Origin of the sequence: Xanthomonas axonopodis pv. maculifoliigardeniae, assembly GCF_041519315.1 — a bacterium.
In the GTDB taxonomy this organism is placed as follows: domain Bacteria; phylum Pseudomonadota; class Gammaproteobacteria; order Xanthomonadales; family Xanthomonadaceae; genus Xanthomonas; species Xanthomonas euvesicatoria.
In genome coordinates this window covers 2,636,681-2,652,243 of record NZ_CP167998.1, presented here as the reverse complement: position 1 = coordinate 2,652,243, position 15,563 = coordinate 2,636,681, and the positions used below count along the sequence as shown (strand labels likewise).

15 protein-coding genes are annotated in these 15,563 nt (G+C 66.2%); 11 read left to right on the top strand and 4 right to left on the bottom strand.

The features are described from left to right. The first annotated feature begins 62 nt into the window (after window positions 1-62). A complete protein-coding gene (locus tag ACDH77_RS11585; protein ID WP_031423048.1) occupies window positions 63-1,952 on the top strand; it encodes an ATP-binding cassette domain-containing protein in 1,890 nt (629 codons plus the stop codon). Between the two features lie 290 nt (window positions 1,953-2,242). Here ACDH77_RS11585 and ACDH77_RS11580 read toward each other — a convergent pair whose 3' ends face one another. Together ACDH77_RS11580 and ACDH77_RS11575 are read right to left on the bottom strand one after the other, a co-directional pair. Continuing rightward, window positions 2,243-2,668, bottom strand: a complete 426-nt coding sequence (locus ACDH77_RS11580) for a barstar family protein (protein WP_008576164.1) — start codon at window positions 2,666-2,668, stop codon at window positions 2,243-2,245. Beyond that, window positions 2,665-3,105, bottom strand: a complete 441-nt coding sequence (locus tag ACDH77_RS11575) for a ribonuclease domain-containing protein (RefSeq protein ID WP_218490461.1) — start codon at window positions 3,103-3,105, stop codon at window positions 2,665-2,667. The genes ACDH77_RS11580 and ACDH77_RS11575 overlap by 4 nt, the downstream gene beginning before the upstream one ends. 251 nt (window positions 3,106-3,356) lie before the next feature. Here ACDH77_RS11575 and ACDH77_RS11570 point away from each other — a divergent pair, with 251 nt between their 5' ends. Further along, window positions 3,357-3,968 carry a superoxide dismutase gene (locus ACDH77_RS11570; protein ID WP_003486056.1) on the top strand — a complete coding sequence of 204 codons (612 nt, stop codon included), beginning with the start codon at window positions 3,357-3,359 and terminating at the stop codon, window positions 3,966-3,968. Window positions 3,969-4,165: 197 nt separating this feature from the next. On the opposite strand, the gene ACDH77_RS11565 is transcribed toward ACDH77_RS11570, so the two are convergent. After that, on the bottom strand, window positions 4,166-4,999 hold the full coding sequence (locus ACDH77_RS11565) for an inositol monophosphatase family protein (RefSeq protein ID WP_005913068.1): 834 nt from the start codon (window positions 4,997-4,999) through the stop codon (window positions 4,166-4,168). A gap of 118 nt (window positions 5,000-5,117) precedes the next feature. Between ACDH77_RS11565 and ACDH77_RS11560 the strand changes: the two genes are divergently transcribed. Genes ACDH77_RS11560 through ACDH77_RS11550 form a run of 3 tightly spaced genes read left to right on the top strand, consistent with a single transcriptional unit; the run spans window position 5,118 to window position 8,977 of the window. Next, window positions 5,118-5,882 carry an RNA methyltransferase gene (locus ACDH77_RS11560; RefSeq protein WP_011347732.1) on the top strand — a complete coding sequence of 255 codons (765 nt, stop codon included), beginning with the start codon at window positions 5,118-5,120 and terminating at the stop codon, window positions 5,880-5,882. A 51-nt stretch (window positions 5,883-5,933) separates the two neighbouring features. After that, entirely contained in the window at window positions 5,934-6,863 is a 930-nt protein-coding gene (locus ACDH77_RS11555; RefSeq protein WP_014090361.1) for a phosphate/phosphite/phosphonate ABC transporter substrate-binding protein, read from the top strand. Continuing rightward, window positions 6,860-8,977 (top strand): putative bifunctional diguanylate cyclase/phosphodiesterase, encoded by a 2,118-nt coding sequence (locus tag ACDH77_RS11550; protein ID WP_014090360.1) that lies wholly within the window; start codon window positions 6,860-6,862, stop codon window positions 8,975-8,977. The genes ACDH77_RS11555 and ACDH77_RS11550 overlap by 4 nt, the downstream gene beginning before the upstream one ends. Window positions 8,978-9,076: 99 nt before the next feature. On the opposite strand, the gene epmB is transcribed toward ACDH77_RS11550, so the two are convergent. Next, a complete protein-coding gene (gene epmB, locus ACDH77_RS11545) occupies window positions 9,077-10,105 on the bottom strand; it encodes an EF-P beta-lysylation protein EpmB (RefSeq protein ID WP_011347729.1) in 1,029 nt (342 codons plus the stop codon). Between the two features lie 102 nt (window positions 10,106-10,207). Between epmB and efp the strand changes: the two genes are divergently transcribed. The 6 genes from efp (at window position 10,208) to ACDH77_RS11515 (ending at window position 15,360) form a co-directional block, all read left to right on the top strand. Then, a complete protein-coding gene (gene efp, locus ACDH77_RS11540; RefSeq protein WP_007962665.1) occupies window positions 10,208-10,774 on the top strand; it encodes an elongation factor P in 567 nt (188 codons plus the stop codon). A 194-nt stretch (window positions 10,775-10,968) separates the two neighbouring features. Next, window positions 10,969-11,760 carry a hypothetical protein gene (locus ACDH77_RS11535; protein WP_031423045.1) on the top strand — a complete coding sequence of 264 codons (792 nt, stop codon included), beginning with the start codon at window positions 10,969-10,971 and terminating at the stop codon, window positions 11,758-11,760. Between the two features lie 17 nt (window positions 11,761-11,777). Continuing rightward, the gene (locus ACDH77_RS11530) at window positions 11,778-13,115 is read left to right on the top strand and encodes a TRZ/ATZ family hydrolase (protein ID WP_031423044.1); all 1,338 of its coding nucleotides are present in this window, start codon (window positions 11,778-11,780) and stop codon (window positions 13,113-13,115) included. Window positions 13,116-13,144: 29 nt separating this feature from the next. Beyond that, the gene (gene ubiG / locus ACDH77_RS11525; protein ID WP_011347726.1) at window positions 13,145-13,864 is read left to right on the top strand and encodes a bifunctional 2-polyprenyl-6-hydroxyphenol methylase/3-demethylubiquinol 3-O-methyltransferase UbiG; all 720 of its coding nucleotides are present in this window, start codon (window positions 13,145-13,147) and stop codon (window positions 13,862-13,864) included. An 85-nt stretch (window positions 13,865-13,949) separates the two neighbouring features. Next, window positions 13,950-14,642, top strand: coding sequence for a phosphoglycolate phosphatase (locus ACDH77_RS11520; RefSeq protein WP_031423041.1), 693 nt, complete (start codon window positions 13,950-13,952; stop codon window positions 14,640-14,642). A gap of 28 nt (window positions 14,643-14,670) precedes the next feature. Continuing rightward, complete coding sequence (locus ACDH77_RS11515) at window positions 14,671-15,360, top strand: phytoene synthase (protein ID WP_014090355.1); 690 nt, start codon at window positions 14,671-14,673, stop codon at window positions 15,358-15,360. The last annotated feature ends 203 nt before the right edge of the window (window positions 15,361-15,563 follow it).

Genomic DNA, 15,563 nt, shown 5'->3' with positions numbered 1-15,563 from the left:
CGTGACAGCGTGCGCTTTTGCCAATCCCGAATCCCCAATCACCAATCCCGTACAATTGCGCCATGCCTTTAATCACTCTGCAAAGCGTCGACTACAGCGTCGGCGGCCCCTTGTTGCTGGAAAAAACCGACCTCACGATCGAGCCGGGCGAGCGTATCGCCTTGATCGGCCGCAACGGCGCCGGCAAATCGACCTTGATGAAACTGATCGCCGGCGAGCTCAAGCCCGACGACGGCGAAGTGCGCGTGCAACAGGGCGTGCGCATCGCGCGGCTGGAGCAGGAGGTACCGCAAGGGACCGGCGGCAGCGTGTTCGACGTGGTGGCCGATGGTCTGGGCGAGTTGGGTCATTGGCTGGCCGAATTCCATCAGCTCAGCCATGCCGAGGTGTTCGACGCCGATGCGTTCGGCAAGGTGCAGGCCAAGATCGATGCGGCCGACGGGTGGGCGCTGGATCAACGCGTCACCGAGACGCTGACCAAGCTGGAACTGGACGGCGATGCGGAGTTCGCGCGGCTGTCCGGCGGTATGAAGCGACGCGTGCTGTTGGCGCGTTCGCTGGTGTCCTCGCCGGATGTGCTGCTGCTGGACGAACCGACCAACCATCTGGATATCGAAGCCATCGATTGGCTGGAAACCTTCCTGAAGGGCTGGAGCGGCAGCGTGCTGTTCGTCACCCACGACCGGCGCTTCCTGCGTGCGTTGGCCACCCGCATCGTCGAGATCGATCGCGGCCAGGTCACCAGCTGGCCGGGCGACTGGGCCAACTACGAGCGCCGCCGCGAGGAACGGCTCAATGCGCAGGCGCAGGAGAATGCGCGCTTCGACAAGTTGCTGGCGCAGGAAGAGATCTGGATCCGTCAGGGCATCAAGGCGCGGCGCACCCGCGACGAGGGCCGCGTGCGGCGCCTGGAATCGATGCGCAACGAGCGCGTGCAGCGGCGCGAGCTCACCGGCAACGTGCGCATGGAAGTCTCGCAGGGCGAGTCGTCCGGCAAGAAGGTGATCGAGGCCAAGGAGGTTGGCTTCGCGTTCGGTGCGCGCACGATGGTCAAGGATTTTTCCACCATTATCCAGCGTGGCGACCGCATCGGCCTGATCGGCCCCAACGGCAGCGGCAAGACCACCTTGCTCAAGCTGTTGCTGGGCGATCTGCAGCCGCAGCAGGGCGAAATCCGCATCGGTACCAATCTGCAGATTGCGTATTTCGACCAATACCGTTCCACCCTGCGCGAAGACTGGAGCGCGATCGAAAACGTAGCCGAAGGCCGCGATTTCCTGGAAATCAACGGCAAGCGCAAGCACGTGCATGCCTATCTGCAGGATTTCTTGTTCACCCCCGAGCGCGCGCGCGCGCCGATCACGCGCCTGTCCGGTGGCGAGCGCAATCGCCTATTGCTGGCACGTCTGTTCGCGCAGCCGTCCAACCTGCTGGTGATGGACGAACCGACCAACGACCTGGACGTGGAAACGCTGGAGCTGCTGGAAGAATTGCTGGGCGAATACAGCGGAACCTTGCTGCTGGTCAGCCATGACCGCGACTTCCTCGACAACGTGGTGACCTCCACGCTGGTGATGGAGGGCGATGGCCTGATCGGCGATTACGTCGGCGGATACAGCGATTCGCTGCGCCAGCGCCGTACGCCGGTCGGCAATGCGATGGCGGTGGCCAAGGCATCGGCCACTGCGGTGGCGACCGCGCCCGTGGCTGCAGTGCCGGCGGACACCGCCCCCAAGCGCAAGCTCAGCTACAAGGATGCACGCGAGCTGGAGCAACTGCCGGCCCTGATCGAGACGCTGGAGCAGCAAGTGGCCACGCTCACCGAGGCGATGAACGAGCCGGCCTTCTATCAGCGCGACAGTGCGGCGATGGCGGCCCACACCGCAGCATTGGCCGATGCGCAAAAGCACCTGGATGCGGCGTACGCGCGCTGGAGCGAGCTGGATAGTTGATCGTCGGTCGGCACGCGCAATGCGTGCCGTTCGCGCGTCTGGCGCGACGAAGGGCGATGGTGGTCTGCCATCGCGCCTGGATGCAGGCCGATGCGGGTGCGTAGCGATCCGTGTTCGCCGGAAATACCAGCGCTGATCGACAGCGCCGCATGGTGCCTGGGAAACATCGCGAGCGCTCATCAGGTCGGTGCGGGCGGCATGCAGGCAGCCATCGCTTCTGTACGGGGCATGTGGTGCCGGCGCCAGGCGTGTCCGCTCCGCCGGCTGCGCAGGCGTGCTGTTGGCTGCTCTCAGTCGCAGGCGCTTGCGGGCGCAACGAACGCCGCGAAGGTCAGCCCGCGTGCTGCCCAGGCGTTGGCGACTTCATCGAGGATGTCCAGCAAGGTGTCGCGGTCGTTGGGTGCCGTGCTGGCCAGCGCCTGGGCGCCGTCAATGAGCAGCGCATAGCCATGTGGCGAAGGCAGCCACGCCAGGTCGCGCAGGGCATCGCTGAGCGCGTCCCAGTTGCGGCCGAAGCTGGCCGGGAAATCCAGTTGCGTGGCCAGGCGCATCAGCAGCATGCGTTTGTCGCTGCAGGCGGCCAGATCCACGCGCACGATGCGTAGGCCGGCATCGCGCGCAAGCGCTGCCATGGTGTCCAGATCGTCGGTCTCGGCCTGATACACCCCCGACTGCTGCGGATCGGACAGATCCAGCGCGAAGTCGCCAGCGTTCATGGTGCCTGGTCCGGGGTCGGGCCATCGAAGGCCTTGAAGCTCTGGTAATGATCGTCGCTGTAGTACCACGCCTCGGGCGGAGTGCCGCCGGTGACGATGCGGCGCGCGCCGCGATCCGGGCTGCCGGGGGTATCGACAGTGTATTCGCGGTAATAGCCACGCGGACGTTCGGGCAGGCGATGCTCGCGGTTGCCGAACATGCTGCCATCCTGCGGATGCGGAAACGGGCCACCGCGCTGGATCAACACGATGGTGGCCATCGCCTCGGTCGGCAGAAAGGCGGGCAGGCGCGGCACCTCGCGCGTCGGCGCGTCCGCGGCGATCGGGGCGTTGAGTTGCGGCGCGAACTGCGGCTTGGGCGTCTGCATCGTGCGCATGCCCCACAGGCCGGCGACGAGCAGCGCGATGGCGACAACGAGCAAAGCGGGCTTGCGCATGAAGACAGTCCGAAATGGATACGGCAGAGCAAGTATGCCGATGCGCGACTGTGTCGACTTTGAACGTGGCCGGCGCCGGGACGGTTCACGCCCAAGTAACCGGGACCTGGTGCAAGGTGTGCGGCGAACATCGTGCGGCATGCGATGGGATGAAGTTTCCCTGCCAGCACCCTTGGTAAGCGCTGCCGCCGTCCTTACCATTCACCCCGCAACGCCCGGTCTTCGCCGGGCGGCAAGTCCAGGAGATACGCATGGCTTACACCCTTCCGCAGTTGCCCTACGCCTACGACGCGCTGGAACCGAACATCGATGCGCAAACGATGGAAATCCATCACACCAAGCATCACCAGACCTACATCAACAACGTCAACGCGGCGCTGGAAGGGACCGAGTACGCCGATCTGCCGATCGAAGAACTGGTCTCCAAGCTGAAGAGCCTGCCGGAAAACCTGCAGGGCCCGGTGCGCAACAATGGCGGCGGCCACGCCAACCACTCCCTGTTCTGGACCGTGCTGTCGCCCAACGGTGGCGGCGAGCCCAAGGGCGAGGTCGCCAAGGCGATCGACAAGGATCTCGGTGGTTTCGAGAAATTCAAGGAAGCCTTCACCAAGGCCGCCGTCAGCCGCTTTGGCTCGGGTTGGGCGTGGTTGAGCGTGACCCCCGACAAGAAGCTGGTGGTGGAAAGCACCGCCAACCAGGACAGCCCGCTATTCGAGGGCAACACCCCGATCCTGGGTCTGGACGTGTGGGAACACGCGTACTACCTGAAGTACCAGAACCGTCGCCCGGAATACATCGGCGCGTTCTACAACGCCGTCAATTGGGAAGAAGTCGAGCGCCGCTACCACGCCGCGATCGCCTGAGGTCCTGCACCGGCGCCAGGCACTGCCTAGCGCTGTGACAGCGGCACCCAACGTACAAGGCCGGGAGCGATCCCGGCCTTGTACGTTTACTGCGCTGTGGGTAGGAGCGACCCCGGTCGCGAGAGGCCTTGCAGGGAAGCCTCCGTGCTCGGGCGTGTTCCGATGTCTGCCGGGCAGCGGTAGTGCGAACGGGTCGATCAGAACTTGGCGTCGAACTCGCGGGCGTAGCCGGTGTTGACGATGACCTTCTGCAACGCGTCGCTGATCTTGATGTTGCCGGCCACGATTTGCTGCGTCTCAGGGCCCATGTTGTCCATGCGCGGCGGGGTGGCGCCCTTGTAGTCGCAAACGCGGCCACCGGCCTCGCGTACCAGCAGCACACCAGCGGCGATGTCCCAGGCTTTGACGCCCGCTTCGAAATAGGCGTCGGCGCGGCCGCAGGCCACATAGGCCAGGTCCAGCGCTGCCGAGCCGGTGCGGCGCACGTCTTCGGCCTGCACCAGCAGCGCATCCACGCACTTGAGCTGCGCACTGGCGCGCGCACGCTCGCGTGGCGGGAAGCCGGTGTGGACCATTGCGCCTTCCAGATCCTTGCGCTCTGCGATACGGATGCGGCGGTCATTGAGCACCGCGCCTGCGCCGCGGCTGGCAGTGAACAGCTCGTTGCGCAGCGGGTCGAAGATCACCGCATCGGTCGGTTCGCCATTTTCCACCAGTGCGATGGACACGCAGTAGTGCGGGAAGCCGCGCAGATAATTGCTGGTGCCGTCCAGTGGATCGATGACCCAGGTGTAGCGGCCACTCTTGCCGCCCTGCACGCCGCCTTCTTCGCCGAACACGGCGTACTCGGGGTAGCCGCGCTTGAGTTCCTTGATGATGACCTTCTCGGCATCGGCATCGACTTCGCTGGCGTAGTCCATGCGGCCTTTCTGCACCACATTGAGCGCATCGAGCTTGTTGATGCCGCGCAACAGCACATTGCCGGCGAGGCGGGCGGCTTTGACCATGACGGTGACGGCGGGTTTCTGCATGGTGAAAGCTCCCGTGAAGGCAGAATCGGACAATGGCGAAGGTATAAAGAGCGGTCCGGCGCGAAAGCCGGCCGCGCAGTTTACCATCTACGGCCGAACAGCTTCCCGATCTCCGTTCATGTCCGTCAGCCAGCGCATCCGATTTGTTCTTGTGGGTACCCAGCATCCAGGCAACATCGGCGCTGCAGCGCGTGCGATGAAGACCATGGGGGTTTCGCGCCTGGTGCTGGTGGCACCGGAGCGCGCACTCGACGAAGACGCCTATCGGCGCTCGGCCGGCGCAGAAGACGTGCTGAGCCAGGCGCCGATCTTCGCGACACTGGGCGAGGCGGTGGCCGACTGCACGCTGGTGATTGGCTGCACTGCGCGCGCGCGCCGGGTGGCGCTGGAAGAACTGCTGCCGGACGAGGGCGCGCAGCGTGCCCTGGCCAAGGCGGGCGAGCCGGCCGAGGTGGCCTTCGTGTTCGGCCGCGAGCGCACCGGTCTGACCAACGACGAGCTGCAGCTGTGCCACGCCGCGGTCCACATTCCCTCCGATCCGCAGTTCAGTTCGCTCAATCTGGCCGCGGCCGTGCAGGTGCTGGCGTACGAGGTGCGACTGGCGCAGCTGGCGGCAGGCCAGGCCGAACGCGCGCCGGCAGCGGCTCCGGGCTTGCGCGACGGGCCGGCCAGCCACGCACAGCTGGAAGGGATGTTCGGCCAGCTGGGCGACACGCTGGACGAGATCGACTTCCACAAGGGCCGTGCGCCGGAGTCGGCGATGCGCAAGTTGCGCCGGTTGTTGCTGCGCGCAGAGATGACCGAGCAGGAGGTGCGGCTGATTCGCGGCATCCTGTCCGATGCGCAGCGCATGGCCATGCTTGCCAAGCAGGCCGGAAACTGACGTCTGTCACATCTTCGAAGATTCGGCTAGGCTGTCCGCGGCTCTAGGGGAGTGTCCGTTTTGCGCGGTCTACGATGGTGTCTGATTGCCTGCTGGCTGATTGCCGGGGCAGGCTTGGCCGTGACGGCTGCGGCAGCGCCTTCCTCGGTCCTGGTGCTTGGACGGATCAGCGATGATCCCGCCAGCCATTACGAGCAGCTCAAGCCCTTGCTGGATTACGTGGTGCCGCGCATGCGCGAGGTCGGGATCCGCCGCGGCGAAATCCTGATGGCGCCCGATGCGCGCCAGATGTCCAGCTATCTGCGGCGCGGCCGGGTCGATTGGGTCAGCGAAACGACCGGCGCGGCGATGCTGCTGGAACAGCGCGGCAGCGCGCATCCCTTGCTCATGACCGAGCGTGGCGGACTGCGCGACTTCCACACGGTGTTCTTCGTGCGCCGCGACAGCTCGATCCAGTCGCTGTCGCAGTTGCGCGGCCATACCCTGGCATTGCAGAACGCCTCGTCCACCAGCGGCTACCTGCTACCGTTGCTCGAACTGCTGCGCAACGGCATCGCATGCGATGTGCTGCTGTCGGCCGACGACACCCCGGCACGCGGATCGGCCGGCTATCTGATGGTGGGGTCGAAATTGAACGTTGCCGCGTTCGTGCACAAACATCTGATCGACGTGGGCGCGCTCAGCAACGTCGATTGGGACGACGAACGCCACATGCCACCGGTGTTCAAGCGCGACTTCCGCATCGTGCACCGCACTGCGCCGGTGCCGCGCGCGGTGGAAATGGTGCGCGCAGGAATGGACCCGGCCGTGGAGCAGCGTCTGCGGGTGGTGTTGCTGCAGGCCGCCTCCGACCCCAAGGCGGGCCCGGCGCTGAAGCGCTTTTTCGACACTACCGGGTTCCATCCGCTGGATCCCGCTAGCCGCCGACGTCTGCAAGAGTTGAGCGCGGGCGTGCAACGCGTCAGGGATCACGTGGAATGACTCAGGTGCGCTTCGGCTTGCAGGCACGCTTTCTCTTGGTGATGGCGCTGACGCTGCTGCTGGTCGGTGCGATCCTGGCTTCGCTGCTGCAGCGACAAAGCGCGATGCAGCGCGAGGTGCGCGGCTTGAGTGCGCAGATCCTGCACGAGCTGTTCGATCGCAGCCTGCGCACGCGCGGCGAAACGCTGGCGACCGAGCTGGCTTCCGGCTTGGCCAACCCCTTGTATTACTCGGACCTGGGCGCGGTGGGTGCGCTGGTGCGCAATGCCTCGCGCCAGCAGGTGGTGAGCTATGTGCTGGTGTTCGACCGCCATGGCCGGCTGGTGCACGACGGCACGCCGACCTTGCAGCGTTACGGGCAGGCCATGACCGATCCGCTCGCCGCCAAAGCGCTGGCGGCGCAGGCGATGGTGTTGCAGTCCTCGCCGGAGGTGCTGGATGTGACGGTGCCGATCAAGATCGGCGACCAGCGCATCGGTGGCGTGCGCGTGGGCATGTCGCGCGAGCGGGTGCGCAAGATCGAATCCGGCGCCAATCTCACCCTGGTGCAGAACCTCAACGCCATCGGCAAGCGTGATCTGGGCTGGTTGCTGGTCCTGCTGGCTGCGCTGGTCGGGCTGGGCGTGTTGCTGGCCATCTACGTGCAGCGCACGCTGGTGGCGCCGATTCGGTTGCTGGCGGCAGCGGCAAGGCAGATCGAACGGGGCGACTATGCGGTGCAGCTGCCGCCGCACCCCCGCAACGACGAGATCGGCGAGTTGATTTCCGCGTTCGGGCGCATGAGCGAAAGCATCGCCCGGCACGACCGCGAAGTGCGGCACATGGCCTACACCGACGCGTTGACCGGGCTGACCAACCGGCTGGGCTTTCGCGAGGGTCTGGATCATCTGCTCCACACCGCGCGCAGCAACGACAGCAAGTTGGCCTTGCTGTTTGCCGATATCGACGACTTCAAACGCGTCAACGACACGCTTGGCCATGAGGCCGGCGACGAGGCCTTGCTGCAGTTCGCCAGCCGCATCAGCCGCGCAGTTGCCGCGCTGGGCGGCGACGATGCGATTCTGGCGCGCTTTGGCGGCGATGAGTTCGTGATCCTGCTGCAGAGCGGCGATGTCAGCCTGCTGGCGGCGCAACTGGCCGACCGGCTGGTGCACGAACTGAGCCGGCCGTTGAACGTGCAGGGCCGCGAGGTGTTCCTGGGGACCTCGATCGGCATCACGCTGTTCCCCGATGATGCGCGCGATGCCACCGCGCTGCTGAAGAACGGCGACATCGCCATGTACCAGGCCAAGGTCGCCGGCAAGAACTGCCATCGCTTCTACAGCCGCGCCGCCGATCACGCGGTGGAGCGCCGCGTGCACATGGAGCACGAGTTGCGCGGGGCCTGGGAACGCGACGAGCTGCGTCTGGTCTACCAGCCGATCTACCGCACCAGCGACCGTGTGCTGGTGGGCGTGGAGGTGCTGCTGCGCTGGCAGCATCCGGCGCTGGGAACGATCGCGCCGTCCACCTTTATCGATATTGCCGAGCAGAGCGGCCTGATCGAAGTGATCGGCCCCAAGGTGCTGCGCGCGGCCTGCCTGGAGGCGGCGCAGTGGCCAGTGGTGGGCGAGGGTTTGTTCGTGTCGGTCAATGTTTCGCCGCGGCAACTGCGCAGCGGTGCGCTGATCGACACCGTGGCCGGGTGCCTGGCCGAGTCGGGGCTGCCGGCCGCGCGCCTGCATCTGGAGCTGACCGAGACCGCGGTGATCGGCGACGAGATGATGGCGGCCAGCCTGCTCGACCAACTGCACCGCACCGGCGTGAAGGTATGGCTGGACGATTTCGGCACCGGCTTCTCCGGCTTGAGCCATCTGCGTCAGGTGCCGGTGGACGGGGTCAAGATCGACAAGAGTTTTGTTGCCGACCTGCAGCGCGACCCGGACGATCTGGCGCTGACCACCGCGATCATCAACATGGCGCACTCGCTGGGAATCACCGTGGTTGCCGAAGGCATCGAGCAGGAAGCGCAATTCAATCTGTTGCGCGAGCGCGGTTGCGACCTGGGGCAGGGCTATTGGTTCAGCAGGCCGTTGAGCCCGGCCGATATGGTCAAGCTGATCGCGGCGGGGTGAGTGCCCTCGGAGCGCGCCTGAGCGCGACGGGCTTTACTGGATAAGGCTCCATCGCGCCCGGGTGCGCTCCTACGACCGGTTGCGCTGAGGTCCGGGCGGTTACAGCGGCCGCTTGCCGGTATCGCCGGGGATTTCACGCACCAGCCGCGGGACCAGGTAGCCGGACAGGCGGGCAGCCAGCTCGGCATGCAGCGCGCGCGCGCGCGCATCGTCCACTTCGAAATGCGCCACCCCGGCGACCCGATCGAGCTGATGCAGGTAGTAGGGCAGCACGCCGGCGGCAAAGCTGCGCTCGCTCAGCGCCGCCAGCGCATCCACGCTGTCGTTGACGCCACGCAACAGCACGGCCTGGTTGAGCAAGTGTGCGCCGGTGTCGCGCAGCCCCTGCACGGCGGCGTCTACCGCGGGGTCGAATTCGTTGGCATGGTTGGCATGCAGTACGAACGCCACCGGCCACGGCAGGCTGCGCAGCCAGGCCTGCAGTGGCGCATCCACGCGCTCCGGCAGCACGATCGGCAGGCGGCTGTGGATGCGCAGGCGCTTGAGATGCGGGATGGCCGCCAGGGCGTCGGTGAGTTCGACCAGCTTGGGTGTGGCCAACGAGAGCGGGTCGCCGCCGGAAAGCAGCACTTCCTCGATGCCGGGGTCGGCGGCGATCGCGGTCACCGCCTCACGCCAGCCATCGCGCGCAGCGGTCTCTTCGGCATACGGAAAGTGGCGGCGGAAGCAGTAGCGGCAGTGCACCGCGCAGCTGCCGGTGGCGATCAGCAGGGCGCGGCCGCGGTATTTCTGGATCACCCCGGCAGCGGTCCGGGCGGCGGCATCGCCCACCGCATCCAGGCCGAAGCCCGGCACCGGCTGCATTTCCGCATCCAGCGGCAGCACCTGGCGCAGCAGCGGGTCGTGCAGGTCGCCATGGCGCATGCGCGCCACGAAGGCGCGCGGCACCCGCAGTGGAAACTGGGCGGCGGCGGCAGCGCTGATTGCCGCCGCTTGCGCATCCAGGCCCAGCAGCTGCAGCAGCACGCGCGGGTCGCGCACGGCGTCGCGCCACTGCTGTTGCCAGCGCGCTGGCTGCAGGGCGGGGGGCGGGGATGGCTGTAAGGCGAGGGGGGCTGCGGTTATCATGTGCGGTCACAAAACCAAATGCCCGCCGGTTGCGGCGGGCGCCCCATTCTAATCCGACCTGCTACCGCGTGGCGGGTCGTGGTCTTATCGAGGAGCTGCACCATGGCCACTGTTGGCATGAACGACGTCAAGAACGGCATGAAGATCCTGGTCAACAACGAGCCGGCGGTCATCACCGAGACCGAATACGTCAAGCCGGGCAAGGGCCAGGCCTTCACCCGCATGAAGTACCGCTTCATCAAGTCCGGTCGCGTGGTCGAAATGACCATGAAGGCGACCGACGATGTGGAAGTGGCCGACGTGGTCGATACCGACATGCGCTACCTCTACAGCGATGGCGAGTACTGGCACTTCATGGACCCGGAAACCTTCGAGCAGGTGCAGACCGACAAGGCCGGCATGGGCGGCGCCGACAAGTGGCTCAAGGGCGAGGAAGACTGCATCGTGACCTTGTGGAACGGCACCCCGATCTGGGTGCAGCCGCCGAACTTCGTCGAGCTGAAGATCACCGAGACCGATCCGGGCGTGCGCGGCGACACCTCCGGCGGCGGCGGCAAGCCGGCCACGCTGGAAACCGGCGCGGTGGTGCGCGTGCCGCTGTTCGTCAACCAGGACGAGATCATCAAGGTCGATACCCGTTCGGGCGAATACTCGGCGCGCGTCAAGTAATCCAGATGCGCTTGGGACGCCGGTCCGGTCGAGCAGTACGCAGCGCCAGTGTCCTGACGACGCCAGGAGCAGCCGAAGAAACGACTGCGCCGTTGCCAGGCTTGGGCGGCCGGTGTCTGGAATCTGCATGGGCCACGCGTGCACTGCCGGTCCCGTGCGCCATTGGCTCGCACCTGACGGCCGCGTGCGTCGCGTTGCTGGCCGGGCTGAGCGGCCTGCTGGCGGCGTGTCCGGTGCTTGCGCAAACCGCCGCCGCCACTGCCTGCGACGCGCAAAGCGTGGCGGCGGTGGCAGCTGGTGCGGTGTCCGGCGCCGCAGGGGCGGTGCCGGTCGACCATGCCGTGGCACAGACCTGCAAGCCGTGGCCGTACGACCCATCGATACGACTGGCGGCCATTGCGTTCGCCAGCGATGCCACCACCGAGGCAGGCGAACGCAACCTTGAGTTGCGCGTTGCCATGCTCGATGCCCGTACTGCCCAGGTCGTTGCCTTGTACACGCAGGACATGGGCGAAGATGCCGGCTTCGAACTTGCTGCCGACAGTCTGCGCCTGGATACCGCACGCTATGACCTGGCGCAGGGCGTGCGTGCGGTTGGCGTGGTGGTGCACAGCGTTGCGCGCGGGCCCAGTTGTCCGGATTTCGACAGCAACGATGCATTGACCTTGCTGGTGCGCGAACAGCGCCGGTTGCGCCCGGTGCTGCAGCGGGATCTCACTGTCTGGCGGCGGGTAAAAGGCGAACCGTGCAACTGGGGCGCGACGGGTGTGGTGACCGAACGCGGCACGCTCACCCTGTCGATGGACGCGCCGGTCCACACGGGCTATGCCGACATCGCAGTCACTGCCAACCTGGTGACTTCCACCACCGTCGAGGATGCAGACGACATCGAGCGCACGCACCGCCAGCGCCAGGTGCTGCGCTACGACGGCACGCGGTATGCGCCTGTGTCACGCTCCGACGACTCCTGGCCGTTCGGCAACTAACTTCAATGGATCCACTCATGACCAACGCTCCGCCCGAACCCTGCGACCTGCTGATCGAGGCCGGCTACGTCGTGCCGATCGAACCGCATGCGGTGGTGCTGGAAGACCACGCGGTCGCGGTCAGTCACGGCGTCATCGTTGCCGTGCTGCCGGCTGCCGAAGCACGCACGCGTTTTGCGCCCAAGCAGACCGTGTCGCGGCCCGATGCGGCGTTGATCCCGGGCCTGGTCAATGCGCATACGCATAATCCGATGACGCTGCTGCGCGGCGTCGCCGACGACCTGCCGCTGATGGTGTGGTTGCAGCAGCACATCTGGCCGGTGGAGGCGGCGGTGATCGGACCGGAATTCGTGGCTGATGGCACCACGCTGGCAATCGCCGAAATGCTGCGCGGTGGTACGACCTGCGTTAACGAAAACTACTTCTTCGCCGATGTGCAGGCGGCCGTCTACAAGCAGCACGGTTTCCGTGCGCTGGTGGGCGCGGTGATCATCGATTTCCCGACCGCATGGGCATCGTCGGACGACGAATACTTCGCGCGTGCCGGCGAGCTGCACGACCAATGGCGCGACGATCCGTTGATCAGCACCGCGTTCGCGCCGCATGCGCCGTATACCGTGAACGATGCCAACTTCGAACGCGTACGCATGCTGGCCGACCAGCTCGACATCCCGGTGCATCTGCATACGCACGAAACCGCGCAGGAAGTGGCCGATTCGATCAAGCAGTACGGCCAGCGCCCGCTGGCGCGGCTGGATCGCCTGGGCCTGGTCAACGACCGCCTGATCGCGGTGCACATGACCCAGCTCACCGATGCGGAAATCCATCTGTGCGCCGAGCGCGGCGTCAGCGTGGTGCATTGCCCCGAATCCAATCTCAAGCTCGCTTCGGGCTTTTGCCCGGCATGCGCGCTGCAGCGTGCGGGCGTGAATCTGGCCATCGGCACCGACGGCTGCGCCAGCAACAACGACCTGGACATGTTCAGCGAAAACCGTACCGCCGCCATTCTGGCCAAGGCCGTGGCCAACGATGCGACCGCGCTGGACGCCGCGACCACCTTGCGTGCGGCCACGTTAGGCGGCGCGCGTGCCTTGGGCTTCGGCGACAGGATCGGCTCGATCGAGGTCGGCAAGCAGGCCGACCTGGTCTGCGTGGACCTGTCTGCACTGGAAACCCAGCCGCTGCATCATGTGCTGTCGCAGCTGATCTACGCGGCTGGCCGCCATCATGTCACCGATGTGTGGATCGCCGGAAAGCCCAAACTGGTGCAGCGCGAGCTCATCGACATGGATACCGCCGCCCTTCTCGCCAATGCGCGGCAGTGGCGCGAACGCATCCGCACCGTCCGCGCCTGAGCGCGCGTCACCGCATCACGGAGCCCCGCATGAATTCGAATACGCACGCCAAATCCAGCAATTTCCATCAGAGCGAGCTGGATAAATTCGCCGCACTGGCCAACCGCTGGTGGGATGCCGACGGCCCGCAGAAGCCGCTGCATGCGCTCAATCCAGTGCGTCTGGAGTATGTGTCCACGCGGCTGGAACTTGCCGGTGCGCGCGTGCTCGATGTCGGCTGCGGTGGCGGTTTGCTCAGCGAATCGATGGCACGTCTGGGCGCGCAGGTGACTGCGATCGACCTGGCGCCGGAACTGGTGAAGGTGGCGCGTCTGCACAGCCTGGAATCGGGCGTGCAGGTCGACTATCGCGTGCAATCGGTGGAAGACCTGGCCGCCGAACAGCCGGGCAGCTTCGATACGGTGACCTGCATGGAAATGCTCGAACACGTGCCGGATCCGACCGCGATCATCCGTGCCTGCGCCAGCCTGCTCAAGCCGGGCGGCAAGCTGTTCCTGTCCACGCTCAATCGCACCCCTGCCGCGTTCGCGTTGGCGGTGGTGGGCGCCGAATACATCGCGCGTCTGCTGCCCAAGGGCACGCACCACTACAAGGATTTCATCAAGCCGGCCGAGCTTGCGGCGTGGCTGCGCAACGCCGGGTTGCAGCTTGAAGACGTCAGCGGCATGCTGTACGAGCCGTGGCGCAATCGCGCCCGCCTGTCCTCGCGTACCGAGGTGAATTACCTGGCGTATGCGGTGAAGCCGTGATGGGCGGGGATTCGGGAATCGGGAATCGGGAATCGCAAAGGCGGTTGGCTGAGGGTTTGAGATTTTCTCGTTTCCGGTGGAGTGCATGCAGTTGCATGCCCGTGGCGCTGTGGTGAGTTTCCCGCGTGCGGCGTTGTTCGATCTGGATGGCACCTTGCTGGACAGCGCGCCGGACATGCTCGCGACAGTCAACGGGATGCTGGATGCGCGTGGGCGTGCGCCAGTTGCATTGGCTTCGCTTCGCCCGGTGGTTTCCAAAGGTGCGCGTGCGATGCTCGGCGTGGCCTTTGCCGAGCTCGATGCCGCGGCGTGCGCGGCGCTGGTGCCGGAATTCCTGCAGCGCTACGAAGGCCTGATCGGCACGCAATCGCAGCTGTTCGATGGCATCGAACAGATGCTGGCGCGGCTGGAGGATGCCGGCTGCGTGTGGGGTATCGTCACCAACAAGCCCGAATATCTGGCACGCCTGATCCTGCCGCAGTTGGGCTGGGAGCAGCGCTGCGCGGTGCTGATCGGTGGCGACACGCTGGCCGAGCGCAAGCCGCATCCGTTGCCGCTGGTGGTCGCCGCCCAACGCATCGGCGTTGCACCTGCGCAATGCGTGTATGTGGGCGACGATGAGCGCGACATCGTGGCTGCGCGCGCGGCGGCGATGGCGTCGGTCGCGGCGTTGTGGGGCTATCGTCTGGACGACGACGACCCGACGCACTGGCAGGCCGATGTGCTGGTCGAGCGGCCGCAGGCACTTTGGAATGCGGCAACGTGGCCGCAGATCTGATCTTTCTTCGTATTTTTCCGGACCCGCCATGAGCCAATCCAGCGCGCTCGACAGTTTTCTCGACAAGTGGGCCACCCGCTGGCCGGAATGGTCGGTTGCCGAACCGTTCGTGCCCGAGCCGCAACGCCGTCTGGCAGTTGCCTGGTTCGCGTTGCTGCAGGAATGGGAAGACATCATGAATATCGCCGGCGACCCGTTGCCGGCCGATGCCAAGCTGGCGTGGTGGCAGCAGGAGCTGCGTGACTGGTCCAGCCAGCGCTCGCGCCATCCGTTGGGGCGCGTGCTTGAACCGGTGCGTGCGCCGTGGTCACAGCTGGCCGACACCTTGCCGGCCATGCAGGCCGCGCGCGTCCAGCCACAATCGCTGCAGCACGCGCTAGGGGCACTGCGTACGTTCGCCGAGGCGGTGATTGCGGTGGAAGCGGTGCTGTTCGCACGGGCACGGCCTGGCGATGCCACTGCGGTGGCGGTGCAATGGCTGGATGCACGCCAACGCGTGGCCGGCGACGGCGCAGCGCCCGGTGGCGTTGCCACGTCCGCCTGGCGCACGCAGCTGTTGCAGGCCTGGCCGCGCAAGGTCGCGTTGGCGCGGCCGCACCGGGTGTGGTCGCGTCTGGCACGGCTGCGCTTGCAGCGCGAGCTGGCGGGCAAACCTGCGTACCCGCCGCCGATGCAACAGCTCTGGCATAGCTGGCGTGCCGCCAGCGGCACCGATTAAGCGGCGCCGGTAGGTCAGCTGCGTGCAGCATGCGCGTGTGTGGCGTGACGGGCGCGGCGGCCCAGTCTGTCGTGTGCGGAGCGGGGCAATTGGCAGCACGGCGCTAAGGTAATGACAGCGCCAATCGTGCGTAGGCCTTGCGACGCAGTCAGGCGTTCGCACGCCCTCTTATCGGCAGCCGGTGCGCTGCCGTTGTCGCGGCC